The organism is Myxococcus sp. SDU36 (assembly GCF_030168875.1).
Taxonomy (GTDB): domain Bacteria; phylum Myxococcota; class Myxococcia; order Myxococcales; family Myxococcaceae; genus Myxococcus; species Myxococcus vastator.
The window spans coordinates 6,538,813-6,559,663 of sequence record NZ_CP077414.1 but is presented as its reverse complement, the minus strand read 5'-3'; the positions used below and the strand labels follow the sequence as shown (position 1 = coordinate 6,559,663).

General features: G+C 70.4%; 16 protein-coding genes. 7 read left to right on the top strand and 9 right to left on the bottom strand.

What is annotated here, in order from left to right:
* Window positions 1-70: 70 nt before the first annotated feature.
* Window positions 71-988 (bottom strand): hypothetical protein, encoded by a 918-nt coding sequence (locus KGD87_RS26650; RefSeq protein ID WP_284663575.1) that lies wholly within the window; start codon window positions 986-988, stop codon window positions 71-73.
* A 214-nt stretch (window positions 989-1,202) separates the two neighbouring features.
* Between KGD87_RS26650 and KGD87_RS26645 the strand changes: the two genes are divergently transcribed.
* From KGD87_RS26645 to KGD87_RS26635, 3 genes are all read left to right on the top strand, one after another.
* Window positions 1,203-1,709, top strand: coding sequence for a DoxX family protein (locus tag KGD87_RS26645; protein ID WP_284663573.1), 507 nt, complete (start codon window positions 1,203-1,205; stop codon window positions 1,707-1,709).
* Window positions 1,710-1,840: 131 nt separating this feature from the next.
* Window positions 1,841-3,448 carry a CapA family protein gene (locus KGD87_RS26640; RefSeq protein WP_284663572.1) on the top strand — a complete coding sequence of 536 codons (1,608 nt, stop codon included), beginning with the start codon at window positions 1,841-1,843 and terminating at the stop codon, window positions 3,446-3,448.
* Between the two features lie 163 nt (window positions 3,449-3,611).
* Complete coding sequence (locus KGD87_RS26635; RefSeq protein ID WP_284663570.1) at window positions 3,612-4,847, top strand: MFS transporter; 1,236 nt, start codon at window positions 3,612-3,614, stop codon at window positions 4,845-4,847.
* 104 nt (window positions 4,848-4,951) lie between these two features.
* On the opposite strand, the gene KGD87_RS26630 is transcribed toward KGD87_RS26635, so the two are convergent.
* Window positions 4,952-5,425, bottom strand: a complete 474-nt coding sequence (locus KGD87_RS26630) for an SMI1/KNR4 family protein (RefSeq protein WP_284663569.1) — start codon at window positions 5,423-5,425, stop codon at window positions 4,952-4,954.
* 290 nt (window positions 5,426-5,715) lie between these two features.
* Here KGD87_RS26630 and KGD87_RS26625 point away from each other — a divergent pair, with 290 nt between their 5' ends.
* Window positions 5,716-6,024: a hypothetical protein gene (locus tag KGD87_RS26625; protein WP_176418199.1), complete on the top strand. Its 309-nt coding sequence runs from the start codon at window positions 5,716-5,718 to the stop codon at window positions 6,022-6,024.
* Between the two features lie 100 nt (window positions 6,025-6,124).
* Here KGD87_RS26625 and KGD87_RS26620 read toward each other — a convergent pair whose 3' ends face one another.
* Both KGD87_RS26620 and KGD87_RS26615 read right to left on the bottom strand, forming a co-directional pair.
* Window positions 6,125-7,642 (bottom strand): insulinase family protein, encoded by a 1,518-nt coding sequence (locus tag KGD87_RS26620; protein ID WP_284663566.1) that lies wholly within the window; start codon window positions 7,640-7,642, stop codon window positions 6,125-6,127.
* Entirely contained in the window at window positions 7,642-9,048 is a 1,407-nt protein-coding gene (locus tag KGD87_RS26615) for a M16 family metallopeptidase (RefSeq protein ID WP_284663565.1), read from the bottom strand. The genes KGD87_RS26620 and KGD87_RS26615 overlap by 1 nt, the downstream gene beginning before the upstream one ends.
* 146 nt (window positions 9,049-9,194) lie before the next feature.
* Here KGD87_RS26615 and KGD87_RS26610 point away from each other — a divergent pair, with 146 nt between their 5' ends.
* The 3 genes from KGD87_RS26610 (at window position 9,195) to KGD87_RS26600 (ending at window position 12,457) form a co-directional block, all read left to right on the top strand.
* On the top strand, window positions 9,195-10,046 hold the full coding sequence (locus tag KGD87_RS26610; RefSeq protein ID WP_284663563.1) for a hypothetical protein: 852 nt from the start codon (window positions 9,195-9,197) through the stop codon (window positions 10,044-10,046).
* 122 nt (window positions 10,047-10,168) lie between these two features.
* Window positions 10,169-10,651, top strand: a complete 483-nt coding sequence (locus tag KGD87_RS26605) for a DUF2267 domain-containing protein (protein WP_284663562.1) — start codon at window positions 10,169-10,171, stop codon at window positions 10,649-10,651.
* Between the two features lie 54 nt (window positions 10,652-10,705).
* A complete protein-coding gene (locus KGD87_RS26600; RefSeq protein ID WP_284663560.1) occupies window positions 10,706-12,457 on the top strand; it encodes an MXAN_5453 family MXYO-CTERM-anchored protein in 1,752 nt (583 codons plus the stop codon).
* A gap of 52 nt (window positions 12,458-12,509) precedes the next feature.
* Here the strand turns inward: KGD87_RS26600 and KGD87_RS26595 are convergent, their stop codons facing one another.
* The 5 genes from KGD87_RS26595 to KGD87_RS26575 form a co-directional block, all read right to left on the bottom strand.
* Window positions 12,510-14,060 (bottom strand): HEAT repeat domain-containing protein, encoded by a 1,551-nt coding sequence (locus KGD87_RS26595; protein ID WP_284663558.1) that lies wholly within the window; start codon window positions 14,058-14,060, stop codon window positions 12,510-12,512.
* A gap of 82 nt (window positions 14,061-14,142) precedes the next feature.
* Entirely contained in the window at window positions 14,143-15,495 is a 1,353-nt protein-coding gene (gene dnaA, locus KGD87_RS26590; RefSeq protein ID WP_284663557.1) for a chromosomal replication initiator protein DnaA, read from the bottom strand.
* Between the two features lie 241 nt (window positions 15,496-15,736).
* Window positions 15,737-17,602 carry a HEAT repeat domain-containing protein gene (locus KGD87_RS26585; protein ID WP_284663556.1) on the bottom strand — a complete coding sequence of 622 codons (1,866 nt, stop codon included), beginning with the start codon at window positions 17,600-17,602 and terminating at the stop codon, window positions 15,737-15,739.
* Window positions 17,603-17,623: 21 nt separating this feature from the next.
* Entirely contained in the window at window positions 17,624-20,044 is a 2,421-nt protein-coding gene (locus KGD87_RS26580) for a hypothetical protein (RefSeq protein ID WP_284663554.1), read from the bottom strand.
* A gap of 403 nt (window positions 20,045-20,447) precedes the next feature.
* A complete protein-coding gene (locus tag KGD87_RS26575; protein WP_176418209.1) occupies window positions 20,448-20,735 on the bottom strand; it encodes a helix-turn-helix domain-containing protein in 288 nt (95 codons plus the stop codon).
* Between the last annotated feature and the right edge of the window lie 116 nt (window positions 20,736-20,851).

The window sequence follows — 20,851 nt, the reverse complement described above, 5'->3', positions numbered from 1 at the left end:
CCAGTGGTCACCTCCCCTGGCACCGATTCCAGGGGATTGGACAGTCTCCTGGAATCGGCCGGGTCGGTTTCTACTCGCCCGTGAGCGGCTTCGTGTTCATCACCTGGACGCCGTGCTCCTCGGACGCGGTGACGAACAGCTCGTGCCTCGCGGGCACCTCCAGCGTCGAGCGCCGCAGCTTCCCGCCCACCGTGAAGTCCACCTCCAGCGCATGTGTCCCCGGCGGCACGTCGCGAAGGCTCAGGTTCGTCGCGTTGCTCGTGCCCCGGCGCCGTCCGTCCATCGTCACGGTGCACGGCTTCGCGCAGCGCACATGAACCAGAGAGGTCATCGCGGCGCTCGCCTCAGGCTGCTTCGGCGCCTCCAACTCCGCCTGCTCCGTGAGCGTCACGCGGCCCTTGGAGTCCCCTTGGAGGGTGACCTTCGAGCCACCCGGTATCTCCACGTAGCCCACGAACAGCCGCTGGTTGAAGACGCCACCGGTGGCCTCCACGCGCCGCTGGCCGGGCGCCACGTCGCGGAACTCCCAGGTCCGGTCGTCCCGGCGAACCCCTCGCTTTCCATCGAGCAGCACCGTGCAGTCGTCCCGGCACTTCACCGTGGCCACGCTCGGCGCCTTCGACGTGGAGGCCGGCGTGGGAGGCGTCGGCTCGGCCCAGTCCGGTGTGCCGGGCATCGTGGAGCTGCCGGGCTCGATGAGGATGCGCTTGTTGCTGGCCAGGAACACGTCCGCCGTCGCCACGTCCGGGATGACCACGAAGCTGCCGGCGAGCGGACGGTTCAGCACTCCCGTGGCGTCGATGCGCCGGTTGCCCGGCGCGATGCCCTTGAACTCCCAGGTGGAGTCATTCACCCGGAACCCGTGCTTCCCATCCAGCACCACCGTGCACTTCTCCGTGCAGCGGACCTGGACGGCGACGCCGTCGGCCGCGAGCGCCGGAGCAGACACCCACAACGACAGGAACAGGAGCGGCCAGCGGAGGGACATGACGGGGTGACTGCCTCGTACCAGTGGGTATTCACGCGGGGCCCGCCCGGGGATGCGAGTCCACTCCCGCCTCATCAGGCAGGCCCCTTGGAGCCGGCAGTATGCCCACCGGGCAAGGGAGGCGGAACCGCCGCAGCGTGCCATGCGCCCACGCCGGACCCAACCTACCCAGGTCTCCGGCAACGACCCCAGCCCCATCCAAGGAGCGGAAGGTATGAACATGGCGACGCTGACCGAGCAACCGAGCATCCTGAAGGCAGCCGCCCTGCTGCCCCCGCGCCTGTCGCTCGGGTCGACGATGGTGGTGCATGGCGTGTCCAAGCTCCGCCCCGGGGGCACCGCGCAACATGCGGGCTTCTTCGAGCAACTGGGCATCAAGCCAGGCAAGCCCTGGGTCATCGCCACGGGGGTGGCGGAGCTGCTCGCGGGCGTGAGCTCCATCCTGGGCATCGCCACGCGCCCCGCGGCGCTGGCTGTCCTCGTCACGCAAGCCATCGCCGTGGCCAAGGTCCACGGCCCCAAGGGCTTCGACAACACGAAGGGCGGCTTCGAGTTCAACCTGGCGCTGGGCGCCATCGCGCTCGGCCTGCTGCTGCGAGGCCCCGGGCCGCTCTCCGTCCACAGCGCCGTCGAGCGCCGGGTGAAGCGCAAGGAGTCACGGCGGCTGCGGCTCCTGCCGCGTCAGCGCCGGCGCTCGGTGCTGCTCGATGTGCTGGGTTGAACCCAGTCCGCGCCGCGACATACATCCCATCACCCTGACCGATGAGGTGTGTGTCGCCTGTCCGGCTGCCAGGCAGGGTGAGTCACCTCCCCTGACACAGAATCCCGAGATGGCCTCTAGAATGGCGGGACATGCCCTCGTCCGTCTTCCTCTTGATGGCGCTCGCCACCACGCCGGGTGCTGCCTCGGCGCGTGAGTCCGCCCCCGCCCAGCACGTCTCTCCTCCACGAGCGCCCAGCCCCGAGGTGCCCGCCACCGCGGGCACCGCGCCCGCGCCCGAGACTGTCATCACCGACCTCAACGCGTACCCCCGTGCCGGTGACTCCGGCGCGGTGCTGGACCTGGGCCGCGCCGCCGCGGAGGCCGGTGCCGCCGCCCTGCGCGCCGCGGCCCTGGCCATGGGCAAGAGCGCCACCCCGCTGGCCGACCCGGACGCGAGCTACGCCCAAGGCCTGGAAGCCCTCCAGGCGAAGGACGCACCCACGGCCATCACCCAGCTGTCCGCTTGCGTGGAGGCCGCGCCCTCGCGCGTGGACTGCCGCTGGGAGCTGGGCTGGGCGCACTCGTTGGAGAACCAGTGGGCGGAGGCCTACACGCAGTGGACCGAGGTGCAGAAGCTCCAGCCGGACCACCCGGACCTCGAGGGCGCGCTGTCCCAGGCCCGCGGTCAGGCCATGCTCCAGGCGAAGCTGTCGCAGGGGCCGCGGCCCGGCGACCGCCCTCCCCCGCCGGCCGACGCGAAGGTGCGCATCCGCGCGGTGGGTGACGTCATGCTGGGCACCACCGTGCCCGAAGGCCACCTGCCTCCCGATGGCGCCGGCAGCGTGATTGCCGGCGTGCGCTCCCTGCTGGAGGACGCGGACCTCACCTTCATCAACCTGGAAGGGCCGCTGTGCGACACGGGCGAGACGAAGAAGTGCCGCTCGTCGAGGAACTGCTACGCGTTCCGCTCGCCCACCGCGTACGGCCAGTACCTGAAGGAGGCCGGGGTGGACGTGGCGTCCACGGCCAACAACCACTCGGGTGACTTCGGCGAGGAGTGCCGCCGCGCGACGGAGTCCACGCTGGACACACTGGGCATCGCGTGGAGCGGCGCGCCGGGCACGGTGGCCACGGTGGAGCGCAATGGCCTGCGCATCGGCATGGTGGCGTTCCATACGTCGCCGGCCTGCAACCACCTCAACAACCTGACCACGGCGACGGGGCTGGTGCGCGTGGCCGCGGCCGAGCACGACATCGTCATCGTGTCGTTCCACGGCGGCGCGGAGGGCAGCAAGGCGCTGCACGTGCCCCAGGGCCGGGAGAAGTTCTACGGCGAGGACCGGGGTGATTTGCGGGCCTTCTCGCGCGCGGTGGTGGACGCGGGCGCGCACCTGGTCATCGGCCATGGTCCGCACGTGGTGCGCGGCATGGAGTTCTACAAGGGCCGGCTCATCGCCTACTCGCTGGGCAACTTCGCCACCTACGGCCGGTTCAACCTGCGCGGTCCGCAGGGCCTGGGCCTGGTGCTGGAGGTCGAGCTGAACCGCGACGGCGACTTCACGTCGGGCCGCATCCTCCCCACGAAGCAGGTGGACCGGGGCATCGCCGTGCCGGACCCGAGGGGCGCTGTCATCAAGGCCGTCCGTGACCTCACCACGGCCGACTTCCCGGAGACGGGCGCGCGCATCTCCGACGACGGCACCGTGAAGCTCCGCGGCAAGGGCCCTGTCTCCATGCTGGACCGCGCGCGGCGCTGACACGCCGTCTCGTGTGCGCGGCGGCGTGTGGGTGCTTCACGGACCTCGAGCCCGGGATGAAGCGCGGCTGCTGGATGCGTCCCAGCTTCCGTCATAGCGGCTCAAAGCAACTGACGGCCCATACAGGCATGTCGCACGGCTCCGGGATACAAAGGTCCCTGCCGTGCGCGCCCTCCGACTGCCACGCCTCTCCTCGCTTCGCGCCTTCGAGCACCCCGGCTACTTCGCGGTCTGGGTGGGAGCCCTGGTCTCCACCATCGGCACCTGGATGGAGACGGTGGCCATGGGTGTGTACGTCACCGAGGCCACGGGCCGCGCCGAGTGGACGGGTGGCATCGTCGCCCTCACCTTCCTCCCCGCGGTGGTGCTGTCGCCGGTGGGCGGCGCGCTCGCGGACCGGTTCGACCGGCGCGCCTACGTCGCGCTGGGCACGGTGGTGCAGTTGGTGCTCGCGGGCGTGTTGACGCTGCTGGCCTTCACGCACCAGCTCAGCGTCCCCGTCGTGGCCGTCATCTCCTTCGTCCACGGCTGCGCCAGCACGCTCATCAACCCCGCCTTCGCGGCGATGCTCGCGGAGCTCGTGCCGCCCCGGGACTTGCACAGCGCCATGAGCCTCAACTCGGCGCAGTTCAACCTGGGGCGCATCATCGGTCCGGCGCTGGCGGCGCTGGTGCTGAGCATGGGCGGGACGTCCTGGGCGCTGCTCATCAACACGCTGTCCTTCGTCGCGGTGCTGGTGGCGCTGTCGCAGGTGAAGACGCTGACGCGGATGACGGCGAAGGCCACGCAGGGCCTGTGGCGGCAGATTGCCCACGGCTTCTCCGTGGCGCGCGGGGATCCGGAAATCTCGCTGATGTTGTGGGGCACGCTGCTGGTCGCGGCCCTGGTGGCGCCCTTCATCGGCCTGGTGCCGGTGTTCGCCATCCGCGTGTTCGGCCAGGGTGCGGCGGCCACGTCGCTGCTCGTCACCTGTCAGGGCGCGGGCGCGGTGACGGCCGCGTTGCTGGTGGGCACGCTGGTGGACAAGCTGGGCCAGCGCAAGCTGCTGGGGCTGGTGGCGACGTCCATCGGCGGGGTGTCCACGCTGTACTGGCTGTCGCCCACGCTGCAGGTGGCCGCCGCCGTCATCTGCGTGCTCGGCGCCAACTACATGATGCTGATGAGCGGGATGCACGCGTACTGCCAGTCGCGCGTGCCCCGCGAGTTGCAGGCGCGCATGAGCAGCCTGTTCAGCATGGTGCTCGGCGGCGCGTATGCGGCGGGTGTGTGGGGCCTGGGCGCGCTGGCCGACCGGATGGGCATCCGCTTCGTCACCGTGAGCGCCAGTGTGCTGTTCCTCGCGCTGGTGCTGACGCTGCGGCTGCTGCGCCCGCGACGCTTCGACGGCGTCGGGGCGTAGGCGCGCGTCAGGGGATGACCGTCCAGATTGCTCGGGTCCTCGAATTCGCACGGAGTCGCCAATCAGACAAGTGAAGGGCACGTGGAATTGGGCTTGAGGAGACTTCACTCCCCCAGCCAGTTGAGGCCACGGCGGGTGCGCAGCGCCTGATACAGGAACTCCGAGAAGGAACGGGCGACCTGCTTGCAGTAGGCCGGGTCCGGCCATGCTTCGTGGTCGCCGTCGAAGAGGGGGTAGCGGTCATTCTCCAGTCGGGCCACGTCCACCAGCACGTAGTTGCCGTCCTGCACATCGCAGAGCGCGTACACCGAGGCGGGTCCCCACTTGTCGTCATCCTCGCCGTAGATGGCGACCCTCGCCCGGACGATTTTGTGCAGCGGGAGGACGCGGTAGGGGGTCTCCGGTAGCCGCGCAATCAGCTCCGCTCCATTGCAGTGCAGGTAGAAGGCGCGCAGGTCCGGGTCCAACTTCCAGCCTACGCGGCGCTCGAACGCATCGACCTCTTCGGATGCGGCGGGCGGATACGGGAAGTGCTCGCGAGAAACCTCTTCGAGCAGGCTGCTCATGGGCGTGGCCATCGTCAGTGGTCCGAGTAGGGCAGATTGGGGGTCCAAGTCCCGGATGGTGTGTAAGCGGGAAGAGGGCCTCGGGGTGATTCAGGGGAGCTCCTGAACGGACTGCCGTTCAACGCGACGCTGGTGGAGCTGCCCGCCTGTGGGCAACTTGGGGATGTCTCCAAGCGTCCCCACCTGCCTCGTGAGCCGGGCGGCCGGGCGTGCCCCCGGACCTCCGCGGGGACCTTGGTGCGCGAGGAGCGCGCTCCGACATTCAACTTCGGAGCGGTACCCACTTCGACCAGGAGCGCACCATGCCGAACAGGAAATATGACCCGTACACGGGGGGCAAGGAGGCCGCGACCAAGCCTCCTTATGCGCCGGACCGCGTGGAGCGGGGACTGGAAGCCGACGACACCCTGCCGCTGTACGCCGCGGACTCCATCCGCGACACGCGCGAGCAGAAGTTCGCCCTGGACAGTGACTCCGAGGTGGGCGGCTACGTCCCCGACATCCGCAGCCCCATCGACGAGGCGGATGAGCTGGAGCGCGAGCGCAAGGGCCGCGAGCGAGCCGAGGAGCGTCAGGTCTCCGACGCGGAAGACGAGGCGCGCAACGGCTGAGCCACGGGGGAGGCCCGGACCTCGTACCCCGTGAAGCACCGGGCCGAGGCCCGCGAGCAATGACTCGCAGACCACGGCCCGGAAGACACCTGCCTGCGTGCTACTTCGCCGCGCGCGGCACCGGCGCTTCATCCGGCTCAATGGGCACCAGCTTGCCCAGGCCGAGCGGCGTCACCTGCTCCTGGATGGTCGCCGGGTCACCCACGAGGACCATCTGCATCGCGGCCGGGTCCAGATACCGCTCGGCCATGCGCTGCACGTCCGCGGCGCTGGCTTCGCGCAGGCCCTCCACGGTGCGGTTGAACTCGTCCAGCGGGCGGCGGGTGATGAAGAGCGCCGCGGCGCTGGCGCCCAGTCCCTCCACGGACTCGAAGGCGCCCGGGAAGGCGCGGATGAGGCCCTCGCGCGCGGCCTCCAGCTCCTTCGCGGTGATGGGCCGGTTCTTCAGGCCCGTCAGCTCGTTCATCACCTCACTGAGGGCCGGGCCCGTCACGTCCTGGCGCACGGAGCTGTACGCGGTGAGCGGCCCCACGCCCAGGCGCGGAGAGACGCTGGCGCCCGCGCCGTAGCTGTAGCCCTTGTCCTCCCGCAGGTTCATGTTGAGGCGGCTGCCGAAGAAGCCACCGAACACGGTGGTGGCCAGCTCCAGCGGGTACTCGTCCGGGTTCCCCGCGGCGATGCCCGCGCGGCCCACCAGCAGCAGCGTCTGGTCCAGGCCCGGCTTGGGCACCACGTACACCTGCTGCCGCGGCGGCGCCTTCGTGGCCGGCGGCGGAGGTGGCGGCATGGCCTTGTTCTTCGACCAACTGAAGTGCTTCTTCGCCAGGGCCACCCCTTCTTCCAGGCTGATGTCACCGGTGAGGATGACCGCCTGGGCCTTGGGGCCGGTGTGCTTCTGGTAGAAGCCCGTCACGTCCGCCAGGGTGAGCGTCTGCACGGACGCGGGCGTGCCGTCGGGGAGGTGCCCGTAGGGGTGCTCCAGCCCGAACACGGCCTCCAGGTACGCCAGCTGCGCCAGCACGCCGGGCTGCCCCAGCGCGCGCACCAGGTCCGCCAGCTGCTGCTTCTTGCGCCGCTCGAAGGCCTTGGGGTTGAAGCTGGGCCGCAGCACCACGTCCGACAGCAGGGCCATGGCCGCGTCCAGGTTGCGCGTCAGCACGCGCACGCCTACCTGCGCGCCGTCCGCCTGCACGTCCATGCCGGGTGACACACCCAGGTCGGCGAAGGCGTTGTCCAGCAGCACCGTGTCCCGCTTGCCCGCGCCTTCCAGCAGCATGCGGTACGTCAGCTCGGCGAGCCCTTCCTTGCCCTGGGGGTCCTGCGCGCTGCCCGCGGCGAAGGCCACGCCCGCGAACACCAGCGGCAGCTCCCGCCGCGTGCTCACCAGCACGGTGAGGCCGTTGTCCAGCTTCGCGCTCTGGAAGGTGGGCAGCACCAGGTCCGGCGGCTTTCCGGGCTGGGGCGGCGTGGCGCGGAAGGACTCGGCGTCGGCCGTGGCTTCAGCCGGGGCCGTCTTCGCTCCCATCGCGGGCGAGTCCGGACTGGCCGGCGCGGGCTTCGGGTTGCTGGCGCAGGCGGCCAGCGTGGTGACGAGCAGGGCGGAGAGGAGGCGGCGCATCAGTGGCGCTCCTTCGAGTCGAGGGGCGCCTGCCGGCGTGCGGGCGGCACCGCGTGGAGGATGACGCGCGCGCCGGGGCGCAGCGTGTCCTGGGCGAACTGCTTCACGGCTTCGGGCGTCACCGACTCGTAGCGCGCCAGGTCCTGGGCCACGTAGTTGGGCTCGCCGACGAAGTGGTTGTAGCTCTGGAGGACGTCCGCCTTGCCGCCGAAGCCGCCGACGGACTGGAGGCCGGCCAGCGTGCGCGTGTCGTAGCGCGTGCGTGCGCGGGCAATCTCCTCCGGGGTGACGCCCTGCTGGCGGACCTCGTCCAGCACCGCGTCCACCTCCTGGAGCAGCGTGTCCGTGGACACACCGGGCCGCGCCACCACGTCCACCGAGAAGACGGACTGCGCGCCCTGGCTCTGCTGGCTGGCGCTGACGCTCTGGGCCAGCTCCTTGTCCAGCACCAGCCGGCGGTAGAGGCGGCTGGCCTTGCCGGTGGACAGCGCGGTGGCCAGCACGTCCGCGGTGGCGTCCCCCTCCTCCAGATACGCGGGCGTGAGCCACTGGATGGACAAGAGCGGCAGCCGGGCCACGCGCTCCTCCTCGCGCAGCACCACGGGCGCGGTGAGCTTCACCGGCGCGACCTCCGGCCGCTGTGGCCGGGCGTGGCTGGGCAGCGTGCCAAAGTACTTCTCCACCAGCGCCTTCGTCTTCGCCACGTCGAAGTCCCCGACGATGGCCAGCGTGGCGTTGGACGGCGCGTACCAGGTGCGGAAGAAGCCCTTCACGTCGTCCACGTTGGCCGCGTTCAGGTCCTTCATCGAGCCGATGACGTCCCCGTGGTACGGGTGCGGCAGCGGGAAGAGCGCGTGCCACGCCTTCTCGCGGGCGGCGCCATACGGCGCGGTCTCAATGGATTCGCGCCGCTCGTTCTTCACCACCTCGCGCTGCGTCTCCAGCTTCTCCGCAGAGAGCGCGTCGAGCAGGAAGCCCATGCGGTCGCTCTCCAGCCACAGCGCCGTCTCCAGGTGATTGCTGGGGACGGTTTCAAAGTAGTTGGTGCGGTCGAAGCTGGTGGTGCCGTTGAGGTCCGTGGCGCCCAGTTGCTCCAGCCGGGAGATGTGGACGTCGTCGGCCACGTTGCGCGAGCCCTGGAACATCATGTGCTCGAACAGGTGCGCGAAGCCGGTGCGGCCGGGCTGCTCGTGGTACGCGCCGACGTGGTACCAGATGTTGACGGCCACCACCGGCAGCTTCCGATCCACGGAGAGGATGACCTCCAGGCCGTTGGGCAGCGCGTATTTCTCATACGAGATGGCGAGCGCTTCGCGGCCGGGCTCCAGCGGCTTCGCCTCCTGGGGTGTCTGGGCAAGCGCCGGCAGCCCGCTGAACACAAGGGCTGCGGCGACGAGGGCCTTCATTCGGAACAAGGTGCCTCCAAGTCTCGATGCCAATGACTCACGCGACGCGCTTAGCACGCACCTCCGGCGCCGTGGGTAGGGAATGGTGGCGGGAGCGGCCGGTGCCCCGGGATGTTGGTTCCTGGTCAGCATGAGAGACTGAACGCATGTCCGCCGACGCCTCATCCGGTGCCCTGCCCCGCTGCGCCCTCCATCCGGATGCGCTCGCGGGCACCACCTGCCAGCGCTGCGGCAGCTTCGTCTGCACCGCGTGCACGACGTGGGTGATGGGCCGGATGTATTGCCCTCCCTGCGCCGCGCGTCCGGAGGTGAACTACCTGGAGACCTTCCGGCTGGGGCTCTGGGGACGGAGGGACGCGAGCGCCTGGCTGGTGGGCGGCGTCACTGTGTTGCTCGCCGGGCTCATGCTGGTGGCGTCGATGGCAGGTGACCTCCGCGCCGCGGTGGTGTGTGCGGGCAGCGTGGGCGTGGGCGTGGCCTTCTTCATGGGAAGACGCTGGGCGCGCATGGGCCTGCTCGCCGTGCCGCTGGCGGGGATGCTGCTCACCGCGGAGTCCCTGGGCACGCCCGCGGTGCTGTTCTTCATTCCCTTGATGGTCGCGGTGAACATCTTCCGCGACACGCGCAGCCGGCTCTTCTTCCGCCTGGACGTCCCCGAGCGCGAGCTGCACAAGCTGTGGAACCTGCGGGTCAACAACCCCCTCGCCCGGCACGCGCTGTCGCTGAGCGTGGGTTCGTTGTTCCTGCCCGTTTTCGCGCCGCTGCTTTCCTTGTTCGGCGGGGGGAGCGCGCTGACGTTCGTCTTCGCGGCCATGGCCATGCTCGCCCTCATCCTGGGCACGGTGGCGCTGCGGCGGGTGGACCCGGAGGCACGGCCGCCGATTGGCCGGCGATGGGAGGCGCTCGGCGCGGTGTGCCTGGCGCTGGCCACGCTGACGCTCTGGGGCACGCTGTACTGGCAGCGGATGGTGGAGCTGTTCGGCGGCGCGGTGGACTGACGATGCATGGCTCGCTCCCCGCCCTGTCGTCCCGGCGCGCGGGGGGCGGCCGGTGCCTGGGGGACGTGGGGTGCCCACGCTCACGGAGGAGACCCAAGCCCGACACCGAGGAGGCCACCGTCATGGCGAACATACGTGAGGAGCAGACAGAGGCAGCGGAGGGCCGGAGCGCCACGCCTGGCCTCAAGGAGCAGCGCAGCGAGTCGCGCGCGGCGCAGACCTACGCGGCCTTCTTGAAGGACCTCGAAGCGAACGCGAGCGTCGTCCGCCCGCTGGCGGAGAAGGCCGCGCAGTCCGTGCTGTGCCTGCTGGAGCAGCGCCTCATGGACACCGAGGCGAAGCACCTGGAGGCCCAGCTTCCGCGGAAGGTGACGGACATGCTGAAGCGGTGTCCTCGGCACGAGGGCAAGGTCGCCAGGAAGTACAAGCTGGAACAGTTCCTCGCCATGGTGGCCGAGGAGCTCGACACCTCGCCCAACGAGGCTGAACGCCTGGCCCGGGCCGTGTTCCTCACGGTGCGCAATCACATCAGCGAGGGCGAGGCCGACGACGTCATGGGCCAGCTCCCCGCCGACCTGCGCTCGCTGTGGGTGCCTGAGGCCTGAGCGTCGGAAGTCAGTGATAGCCTGCCTTCCTTTCAAACATGGGAGGCGGCATCCATGTCAGTCGCGGGATGGAAGCGGAGTGCGCGGACCTGTCAGGTCCGTGGAAGGACGCTGGCGCTGGGTGTGCTCACGCTGGCCGTGCCAGCCTGGGCACAGGTGCCCGAATACACCCTGGAGCTCCAGGCGCGGACCAACCTGCAGGGGAACGCGTCTGGCGCCTACAACGTGGCGCCGGGCAACCTGCTGGCGGGCAGCTACCAGCTCCCCCTCAGCGCGGACGGGCAGCTCGCCTTCCGTCTGTCGATTACGCCCGAGGGTCGCTCTGGCGTGTGGTGGGGGCAGGACGGCGTGGGGAGCCGCATCTACGTGCTTCCGGACCTGGGCGACGATGCCCGGACGGGCGACCCGGGCGTGAACTCGCGGGGGGACATCGCCTTCGCCGTCACGGGTGCTTCCTCGGCGGCCCAGAACGGCATCTACCTGCTGAATGTCGCGGCGCCGGACCCGGTGCGCATCATCCGCGTCCCCGTGGGCGCTTCCGACTGGAGCAGCCTGTGGCTCAACGAGGCCGGTCAAATGGGCTTCCGCGCCACGTTCGCGGGCGTGGGGCGCGCCTACGCCGTCGTGTCCGAGGCGCCCGACGGCAACTTCCAGGCGACCCTGCTGGCCAGTGAGCGGGCCGTCGACGGGGCGAGCCCCTACGAGTTCCTCTACTCCCCGACGATGAACGACCTGGGGCAGATGGCGGGCGTGGGAGACCTCGCGCCGGCGTCGTCGGAGTACTTTCAGGAGCTTCGCATCTTCCACGCGGATGGGACGCCGTCGCGGCTCATCGCGCAGACGCGGGGGCGGGAGGCGTCATCTCCCGTGTACCGCTTCGCGTCCGTGCAGCCCGCGCTGAACAACCACGGACAGGTGGCGTTTCTGGGAACGGCGCGGAGCGCGCAGGGAAGCAACGTCACCACGCTGTGGCGCTGGGATGGCTCCGAGCTGCGGACGGTTGCGCAGGACGGCCAGGGTGACCTCCGGCAGTTGGAGTTCTTTCCGCCCGACATCAACGACAGTGGGCTCGTGGTGTTTCGCGCCTTCGACGCCGCGAACATGCGAGCGGTGTGGGTGAGCGACGGGCAGGAAACGCGGCGCGTGGCGACCGAGCACGACATCGTGTCCTCGGACCTGGGTCCCGCGCGCATCGACCAGGAGACGCCGTCCAACCCGGTGTTCGGCGGGTCGGCCTCCATCAACGCGAGGGGTGACGTCACGCTGGCCGCGGGCCTGGCTCCTCCGGACAACGACCAGGAGGAGTGGGGCACGGCGGTGTTCATCGCGCGGGCGTCGTTCCCGCAGGTGGATGGCGGCACGGGTGATCCGGATGGTGGCACGGGGACGGATCCGGACGCAGGGACGGAGCCAGACGCGGGCACGGGTGAGTCGGACGCGGGCACGGATCCGGACGCGGGTGCGGAGCCAGACGCGGGCACGGGTGAGTCGGACGCGGGCACGGAGCCAGACGCCGGCACGGGTGAGTCGGACGCGGGGACGGATCCGGACGCCGGTCCGGGCGAGGAGCCGGACGCGGGCGAGGAGCCGGAGCCGGACGCGGGCGAGGAGCCGGACGCGGGCACGGAGCCGGAGCCGGAGCCGGAGCCCGACGCGGGTTCGCGTCAGGATGCGGGGACGTCTCCGCCCCCACCGCCTCCGGACAGTGGCTGCGGGTGCCAGTCCTCGTCTCCCACCGCGCTGCTCCCGTGGATGCTCGCGGGACTGATGCGGCTCGTCGTGGGCCGCCGTCGCAAGGACGCCTAGCGCTTCGAAGTGGAATGGATGCCGGGCGAGCTCATCCGCCCGGCACCCCGCCCTACTCATCGAGCAGTGACGCCGCCAGCGCGCGCACGTTCGCGGACCCATCGTTCGCGGCCACATCGCGCAGCAGGGCGACGGTGGGGGGCTCCACGGTCCGCAGGTGGCCCAGCAGCCGCACCACTTCGATACGGACGCGCTCACTCCGCTCGGCGCGCAGCACCCGAGCCAGCGCCTCCAGGTGTGCGCCAGCGACCCGCTGAGAGACAGCCTTCACCGCGAGCGTACGAACTCGCGAGCTCGGGTCGCCGAGCATCACCTGGTCCAGCAAGGCATCCACCGCCGCGCCAGGGATGGCGCTCAGCGCCTCCGTCGCCGCGCCACGCACGTCCGTGTCCGGGTGCGCGAGCGACGACTTCACGTAGGCCAGTCCCGCCGGAGCGCCAGCCCGGGCCAGGGCATCCAGGCAGACCTCGGGCTCCAGAGTCCCCGCGCGACAGCGCCTCAAGAGCCCCTCGACCAGCACCTGGCTCCGGCCCGGCTCCGGCACCTCCAAGGCCTTCGCCAGCGTCCCCATCGACAGCGCCGCCGCGTTCCTCACGCCCGCGTCCCGCGCCCCATCCAGCACGCGCTCCAGCTCCTCACCGAGCAGCAGCGCCCGCGCTCCCAGCTTCGCCCCCTCCATGCCGGCCAACTCCGTGAGCCGCTCCGACCGCAACGTCGCCCGCGTGGACTCGAACGGCCTCAGCGACGAGAGCCGGTAGTCCACGCCCACGTTGGTCAACGCGACCCGCGTCTCCTCGCGGATGCGTGGAAGCCCCGTGCCGCCACCGCCCAGCTCCACCACCTCCGAGCCCGTCGCCTCCCTCACGTGCCCATCCGCGAACAGGGTGAAGTCCAGGTGCCCTTGCAGCCGTGGAAGCACCGCCGAGCCCGCGCGCAGGTAGCGCCGCTTCGTCTTCACGTAGGTGTTCGCGCTGCCCCCCGCGCGGTACACGGCTTCGAGGTCACCGCGCGAGTCCGGCTCCTCGGTGCTCCAGCGGGCGCCCTCCTCCGCCACGAACTGCGTTGACGCGAGCAGCAGTCGCACCAGCCGCCGCGCCGCCGCGTCCTGCGCCGCGTCGAAGTGCACGGCCATCACCCGCCCCCGGACGTCCTGGCCCACGTACACCGGCCGCTCGAACCTGCCCCGGAGCGCCCGCAGCGCCGCGTCACCGGCCGCCGGCGTCTCACCGGCGTTCACGACCAGCCGCGTGGGCACGAGGCGCCCGGAGAACAGGTGCTGCGCACCCTCCGCGCCCAGGTAGGTGAGCTCGAGCAGGCCGCTCCAGCCCGTGTGCAGGGACGCCCGCGTGCCCGGTGGATGCTCCGTGTGGGTCCGGAGGTCCAACTCAAACGTGTAACGGAGCCGGTGGCCCACGACGAGCACCCGCTCCCGCCCCTTCACGCCCGGAAGGTTCTCCTCGGGCTCCAGCGGGGGTGCGTCATCATCCAAGGACTGTGAGACAGCCAACGGTGTCTCAGGGGGCGCCGGCGTCCGAGTCGCCGTGCCCGCACGCCACAGCGTGGCGGCCGTGAGCACGGCGAGCAGCAGGACCAGGCTCTTCACGCGCGGGCTCACTCCCCCGAATACGCGCCCGAGCGTCAATCCTGGCTACCACCGCCCGACATGAAACAAAGGCGCGGCTGTTTCAGGGGTTGCCGAGCTTCAACTCCAGCTCCGCCAGTTCGCGTTGCACGGTGGCGTCCGTCACGCGGAGGCCCTCCACCTTGCGCACCGCGGAGATGACGGTGGAGTGGTCCTTGCTGAAGCGCGCGGCGATCTCCGGGAAGGAGCTCTTCGTCAGCTTGCGGCTGAGGTACATGGCCACCTGGCGCGCGTGGGCCAGGGCCTTGTGACGGCGGTCTTCCTTCAGCGACTCCACCGTGACTTTGTAGAAGCGGGCCACCTCACGCTGGATGGATTCCACGTCCACCGCGCTGTGGGCGGGCAGGATGTCGCGCAGCACCTGGGCAGCGAAGTCCTCCGTCACCGGCTGGCGCGTCAGGCTGTGCACCGCGGACAGCTTCACCAGCGCGCCTTCCAACTCGCGCACGTTCTTCTGGATGTGCTTGGCGATGAAGTGCGCCACCGAGTCCGGCAGGTCCAGCCCTTCGGCCGCGGCCTTCTTCTGGAGGATGGCCACCCGCGTCTCGTAGGTGGGCTCGCGGATGTCCGTCATCAGCCCCATGGCGAAGCGGCTGCGCAGTCGGTCCTCCAGGCCCGGAATCTCCGAGGGCACCGTGTCGCTGGTGAGGACGATGGCCTTGTTCATCTCGTAGAGCGTGTTGAAGGTGTAGAAGAACTCCTTCTGCGTCTCCTCACGCTTGCCGAGGAACTGGATGTCGTCGATGAGGAGCACGTCGCACTCCTCACGGAACTTCCGGCGGAAGTCCCCCATGCGGTGCTCGCGGACGCTCTCCACGTACTCGTTGGTGAACTGCTCGCTGGAGAGGAACACCACGCGCTGGGATGGATCTCTCTCCCAGATGAAGTTGCCCACCGCCTGGAGCAGGTGCGTCTTGCCCAGGCCCGTGCCGCCGTAGATGTAGAGCGGGTTGTAGTGGTGGCCCGGCTTGTCGGCCACGGCCTGCGCCGCGGCGGCCGGGAGCTGGTTGCTGTCCGCCACCACGAACGTGTCGAAGATGAAGCGCGCGTTCAGCCGGCCCGGGCGCGTGGCGCTCGCCTTGACGGAGGGTATGGGTGGAAAGTGCGGGTCCGGCTCCAGCCCCTCCACCACCTCATAGGCGATGGACGTCAGCCCCTCCCCCATCCGCCCGAGCTGCACATCCAGCATGGGGCGGTAGTGGTCATCCACCCAGTCACGGAAGAAGCGGTCCGGAACGCCCATCACCAGGGCGCCGTCACGCACCTCCAGGGGCCGCATCCGCTCCAGCCACCTCAGCGCGTAGTCGAACTTCTCCTGGCGGATGGCGTCCAGCATCCGAGCCCAGAGAATTCCAGCACTTGGGAGGGGGGTAGCGGCTTGGGCGAGGGCGTTCACGCGTGTCTCAAACGTGCGGATGCAGGGGGAAAACGAGGCGTTCGGCGGTGCTAACAGACGGTTCCTGGTGGATCAAGCAACCGGCCAAAACCGCCGTAACCTCAAGGGATTTTCCCAACACGGATGATCCGCAACGGGCATGCCAGCCGGACCCGGTTGTGGATCATCCCCGCCCCTACCCCAAGCGCTGGGGGACCCCACCGGAGGCTTCACGCCAGGTGAAACCTCCGGCGTCCCCCCGTCACGTCCCGAGCAGGCCGCGGATGCGCATGTGGAGCTGCGCGTCCGCCGCGTCGTGAGTGAGCAGGTGCTGGAGGAGCTGGCGCACCTCCGGCGTGCGCTGGACGTAGGGCTCCACCACCGACACGAGGGTGTGGTGGTTCTCCAGGGGCACGTTGCCGGCGAGCGCCAAATCACGCAGTTGCCGCAGGGCGGAGTCGTCCAGGGGGCGGCGGCCCAGCGCCGTCAGCGCGGAGGACTGCACGGGGGCTTGAGGGTCCTCGGCCAGGGTGAGGAGCGAGCGCAGGGCCTGGGGCGTCTGAATCTTGCGCAGCGCGCGGGCCGAGGCGCGGCGGACCTGCGCGTCCGGGTCCTGGGTGTAGCGGGTGATGACGTCCACCTGCGCCTCCAGGCCCGCGTTGCCCAGCGCGAGCAGCAGGTGGGCCTTCGACTCGGGCGTGCGCGCGGTGTGCAGCTCGGACTCGAGCCGCTGGACGGCGGCCAGCGCCTCCCCGTCCTGCTGCTGCCGGTAGAGGGCGCCCGCGGTGGCGCCCAGGGCGTAGGAGGTGGCCACGCGCGTGTCGTCACGGGCCGTGAGGTGGGCGCGCTCGATGAAGCGCACCGTGTCCGGCGTGGGGCTGGTCAGCAGTGAGAGGCGGCTGAGCAGCATGCCGTAGCCGGGCTCGGCCAGCGCCTGGGGGCTGGACAGGGCGCGCACCAGCGCCGCCTGCGCGTCCGGCGTGCCCGCGCCCGCCAGCAAATCCAACACCAGCGCCCGGCCGCGCGGCTTCAGGGTGGACTGCTGGAAGAAGTCGGCCAGCCGCGCGCACAGCTCGGGCTGCTGCTCCAGCAGGCCCGTGGCCTGGAGGAGGAAGTGGTTGTGCTCAGGGAAGGTGCCGCCGTTGGCGTACTTCTCCATCAGCTCGAAGAAGCGCTCCGGGGTGAGGCCATCCACCTGCTGCGCCAGCATCCGCTCCTGCACGCGGGCGTCCGTCACCAGCTGGCCCGGCGCCAGCCGTTGGAGCGCCACGTCCGCGGGCGCCTGGGCCACGGTGAAGCGCCCCCGCGCGCCGGGCTCCAGGCGGAGCTGGACGTGCGCGGTGGCGGTGGGCTCGCCGCCACCGGCCGGGCGGCGCAGCACGCGCTCCTCGCCCACGAGGCGCTCCAGGACGCCGCTGGCGTCCAGCGTCACCTCGAAGCGCGAGTCCACCTCCACGTCGCCGCCTCCGGTGCCCAGGCCCCGAGGCTCCGGGTAGGCCAGGCGCCGCTTGAGGAAGCGCGCGGGCAGGGTGTCTCCCTCCAGCCGCGTGTACTCCGCGCGCGCCACGCCCCGCGACGTCGTCTCGTCCACCTGGAAGGTGTCTCCGTCGCGCAGCGCCCACTGGAGCTCGCCCGCCAGCGCCTGCACGGTGTTCTTGAAGAGGGACGGGTCCGCCTCCTGGAAGGCGACGGCGCGCAGGGTGCCGTCGGCGTCCAGCTCCAGCAGGGCCTCGCGGCCGGCGAAGGTGGCCTCCACGGCCGCGGCGTCCGGCAACAGCGCGTGGCCGAACAGCTCCAGCGAGTGGGTGCGGAGGTTCTCCAGGCTCAGCCCCACGCGCAGGGCGGTGCCCTGCGCGGGGTGGCTGCGCAGGACCAGGTCCCCGGCGAAGTGGGCCTGGCCCGCCATGGCGGCGCCGTCCCGAGGTGCGCCAGCGAGGCGCACCTCGGTCCGGGCCGTGTAGTCCAGGTGGTACGTCCGGCGCTCCCCCACCGGGAAGCGGAGGTGGAGGGGCGTCGTCGCGGGAGACGCCCCGGTGACAGGGGCCTGGGCCAGGTGGAGCCAGGTGGCCCCCAGGAGCAGCAGTGCCAGCAGGGCACCGCCAGTGATGACCTTGCGTGCGTTGTTCATGGGGCGTCTCCAGCGGGTGGGTTACAGCAGCGAGCGGATGTCCACGAGGTCGACGTTGAAGGCGTGGTCGAACAGCTTCACGTCCTCCTTGATGCCGTTCCAGCTCACCAGCGTCTGCTCGAACTCCACCTCGAAGGGCCAGATGCCCACCTCCACGTAGGCGGAGATGCGGCCGGCCAGGAAGGTGAAGCGCAGGTGGGAGTTGCCCTCCATGCGCAGCTTCAGCCTGCCGCCGGAGGACGTCAGATATGCGCTGGCGTCCAGCGGGACGGCGGCGTGGACCAGTTGGAGGCGTCCCTTCACGCCGGCCTCGATGATGAAGAGGTCGACGGCCGCGTACATCTCCCCGTCCACCCGGGCGAAGGGCTCCAGGTGTCCGGCGACGCCCAGGCTCGTCACGCTGCACTGCGTGGTGCCCGTCACCTGGTGCTCCGCCGTCAGCCGGTAGTCGAGCCCCACCACGCCGGCCACCTTGGCCCCGAGCGTCACGGGGACCACGACGATGACGAAGGTGGCCTGGGCGCTCACCAGCGTGGCGGACTTCTCCTGCTTGCCGGACACGATGTTGAACTGGCCCAGCGCCAGGTCGCGGTGGACGTCCACCAGCGGCACGGTGTTGTCGAGCACGTCCAAATCAATGTCCGCGCGCTTCTGCGTCACCTGCGTCTGGGCGTGGATGAGGTTGGCGCTGATGCCCAGGGCGCTGCCGGTGGCGTCGAAGCTGCCCGTCACCTCCGGGGAGAGGCCGCAGTCGGGCGTGTTCTTCACGTTGTTGATGGCGACGGCCACCTGGTAGTTCGCGGTGGCGCCGAAGGTGTCATTGCCCAGGCTGTAGCTGTCACCGGACTCCCACCGCAGGCGGGGCTGCGCCGTCTTCGGGTCCAGCATGGTGCCCACCGTGGTGGACAGGGCGCGCAGGTACTGGTCGCGGCGGGTGAAGTACGTCTCCAGCCGAGAGGGGCTCGTCGTGTAGTTCTGCGCGGGGAAGTTGACGCCGCCGTGCACCAGGGCCTTCGCCTTGAGGTCGGCGAAGTCGTCGCGGGTGTAGCGCGCGCACTTCTGGAAGTCCTGCTCGCGGGCGCCCTGGTAGAGGTTCATCACGCGCCGGGCGAAGCGCTTGGGGGACCAGTCGCAGGGGGCGGGCATCTTGCCCGTCTGGAAGGCGAGGCAGCCGCGCGCCTGGGCCTGCTGGAGCGCCGCCTCGATGACGTCATCCAGCGCGGCCAGCTCGTAGGCGCGGGTGATGATGGGGTCCTGGGGCTCGTCGCCCGACAGGTTGCTGGACGTGTCCGTGGACGGGGCCTGGAGCATCCCCGGAATCGGGCGGAAGCGCAGGGCCAGCTCCGACTGGATGGCGGCGACCCGGTCCTTGCGCTGCTGGATGAGCGCGGCGAAGTCCTCCTGGAGCTGGTCCAGCGAGTAGAGCTGTTCGTCCAGCACCGCGGCGTTGCGCGTGCTCATGGCGCGGTGCCACGACCAGCTCTCGTTGTAGTAGCTGGCGCCCTGGGACAGGGTGGTCCGCATCGCCGCGGGCAGGACGGTGCCGTAGAGGTTCAGGCTGCGGTGCAGGTCCTTGAGCTCGATGATGGCCCCGCCCATGACGCCGGGCAGCGGCACCACGCGGTCCTGGTTGCTGGAGCTGATGATGACCTTGCCCTGGGCCGGGGCGGGCACGGTGAAGAACTCGTTCTTCGGCGCGCCCGCCGGGAACTGGATGGCGGGCTGGATGGGCGTGCCGTCCTTGCCGCGCTGCACCGGGTCCTGAATCGCGCGCGTGCCAATGGCGGTGGCGGGGACGGCGCCTCCGCTGGGCGCCGCGGCGAAGGCGAGCCCATGGATGCGGCGGTAGTCGGTGCCGACGGAGGCGGTGGCGAACTCGAAGACGCTGTAGTCGTAGTACTTCTCGTGCACGTACTCCTGGCAGGAGTCGACGGTGGTGCCGCTGTTGTCCCACCCGGCGAGTTGGAGCGCGCGCAGGAACTTGATCCACCCGGCGGACTGGGACGTGGCCGGGAAGTAGGTCTGGTCGCGGTGCGCGGTGCCCAGCAGGAAGCCGGCGAGCCCGTTCATGCTGCGCCCGTTCGCGTCCTCTTCGATGAAGGCCACCGGCTTGGTGGCGACGTCCGGCTCCACCGTCTGGCCGCTCGCGTTGCGCGTGACGGGCACCAGCACGGTGCGCTCGGGCAGGCTGGCCACGGCGTCCAGCGCGGCGTCGCGCACCAGGACGTTGCAGGTGGCGTTCGGGTTCGTCTTCGCCGAACTCCGCGCCAGCTGGGCGCAGAAGGTGGTGCCGGTCTGGCAGTCCTGCAGCGTGGGCACATAGCCCACGCAGAGGTTGTAGATGGGCGGCGTGGGGATGGTGGGAATCGGCGTGAAGGCCAGGGCGGGCGCCGCGGACATGACGAGTCCGAGCACGGCGACCTGGGGTCGCGTGAGTGACATGGTGTGGACACCTTCTGTGTGGGTTTCCCGGAGAACGGTGCTCTCAGATTTCCTTCGCCGGAAAAAAGCGGTGTCGCTGGACGGGTGCGAGAGGCCCCAGGGCGCTCTCAGGTGTTGCGAGCTTGAGGCGGGCCTGGGGTGGCTGCGCGGTGAGTGCCGTGAACGTCGCTCAAGTCGACTGGTGGATGGCCGCGGGACGGCGGTTCCCCAGTCGCGCCACGGCTTGGGCCACTTTCGGTGGCGCCCTTCGGGCAGCCCTGACCCGACCGGAGAACCGTAGGATGGGCGCAATAGTCCATCAACCAGGGCGCTCGAAACCGGGCGTCCATCAAGCAACATGCGCGGCAACAGGTGGGGCCGGGCGGCTCGCGTAGGCCGCCGTTCGAGAATCACAATCCTTGATTCAGGCGCGCCGCTTCAGTGGTTTGAAGAGGCGAACCACATCGACCTCGAAGCCTTCGCAAACGCGGGCAAGCGACGTGAAGGTGAGGTTGGCTTCTTCTCCCTCCACGCGCTGGTAGAGGCGCGTCGTCATGCCGCAGCGGTGGGCCGCTTCTTCCTGCGTCCAGCCCTTCTGTTCGCGGAGGCGCCGGACCGCCGCGGCCAAACGCTGCTGGAGCGCGCGGTAGGCGTCGCTCTCGTACTGCTCCGCCCGCTCAGGCCGGCGTTTTCTGTCGACCCGGGGCCCCATCTTGCGGCGGGACCGTAGGAGCGTCTACAAGAGCTTAACCACGTCGCTAAAGACGTGTCGCTAGCGTCGTTCATTGACGCTGGGTCCAGCTGACGAGGCCGCGAATGGCTCCGGTG

Coding starts and splice junctions, on each gene's coding strand:
- KGD87_RS26650 (WP_284663575.1), bottom strand. CDS start 988: ATGTCCCTCCGCTGGCCGCTCCTGTTCCTGTCGTTGTGGGTGTCTGCT.
- KGD87_RS26645 (WP_284663573.1), top strand. CDS start 1,203: ATGAACATGGCGACGCTGACCGAGCAACCGAGCATCCTGAAGGCAGCC.
- KGD87_RS26640 (WP_284663572.1), top strand. CDS start 1,841: ATGCCCTCGTCCGTCTTCCTCTTGATGGCGCTCGCCACCACGCCGGGT.
- KGD87_RS26630 (WP_284663569.1), bottom strand. CDS start 5,425: ATGGCCACGCCCATGAGCAGCCTGCTCGAAGAGGTTTCTCGCGAGCAC.
- KGD87_RS26625 (WP_176418199.1), top strand. CDS start 5,716: ATGCCGAACAGGAAATATGACCCGTACACGGGGGGCAAGGAGGCCGCG.
- KGD87_RS26620 (WP_284663566.1), bottom strand. CDS start 7,642: ATGCGCCGCCTCCTCTCCGCCCTGCTCGTCACCACGCTGGCCGCCTGC.
- KGD87_RS26615 (WP_284663565.1), bottom strand. CDS start 9,048: ATGAAGGCCCTCGTCGCCGCAGCCCTTGTGTTCAGCGGGCTGCCGGCG.
- KGD87_RS26610 (WP_284663563.1), top strand. CDS start 9,195: ATGTCCGCCGACGCCTCATCCGGTGCCCTGCCCCGCTGCGCCCTCCAT.
- KGD87_RS26605 (WP_284663562.1), top strand. CDS start 10,169: ATGGCGAACATACGTGAGGAGCAGACAGAGGCAGCGGAGGGCCGGAGC.
- KGD87_RS26600 (WP_284663560.1), top strand. CDS start 10,706: ATGTCAGTCGCGGGATGGAAGCGGAGTGCGCGGACCTGTCAGGTCCGT.
- KGD87_RS26585 (WP_284663556.1), bottom strand. CDS start 17,602: ATGAACAACGCACGCAAGGTCATCACTGGCGGTGCCCTGCTGGCACTG.
- KGD87_RS26580 (WP_284663554.1), bottom strand. CDS start 20,044: ATGTCACTCACGCGACCCCAGGTCGCCGTGCTCGGACTCGTCATGTCC.
- KGD87_RS26575 (WP_176418209.1), bottom strand. CDS start 20,735: ATGGGGCCCCGGGTCGACAGAAAACGCCGGCCTGAGCGGGCGGAGCAG.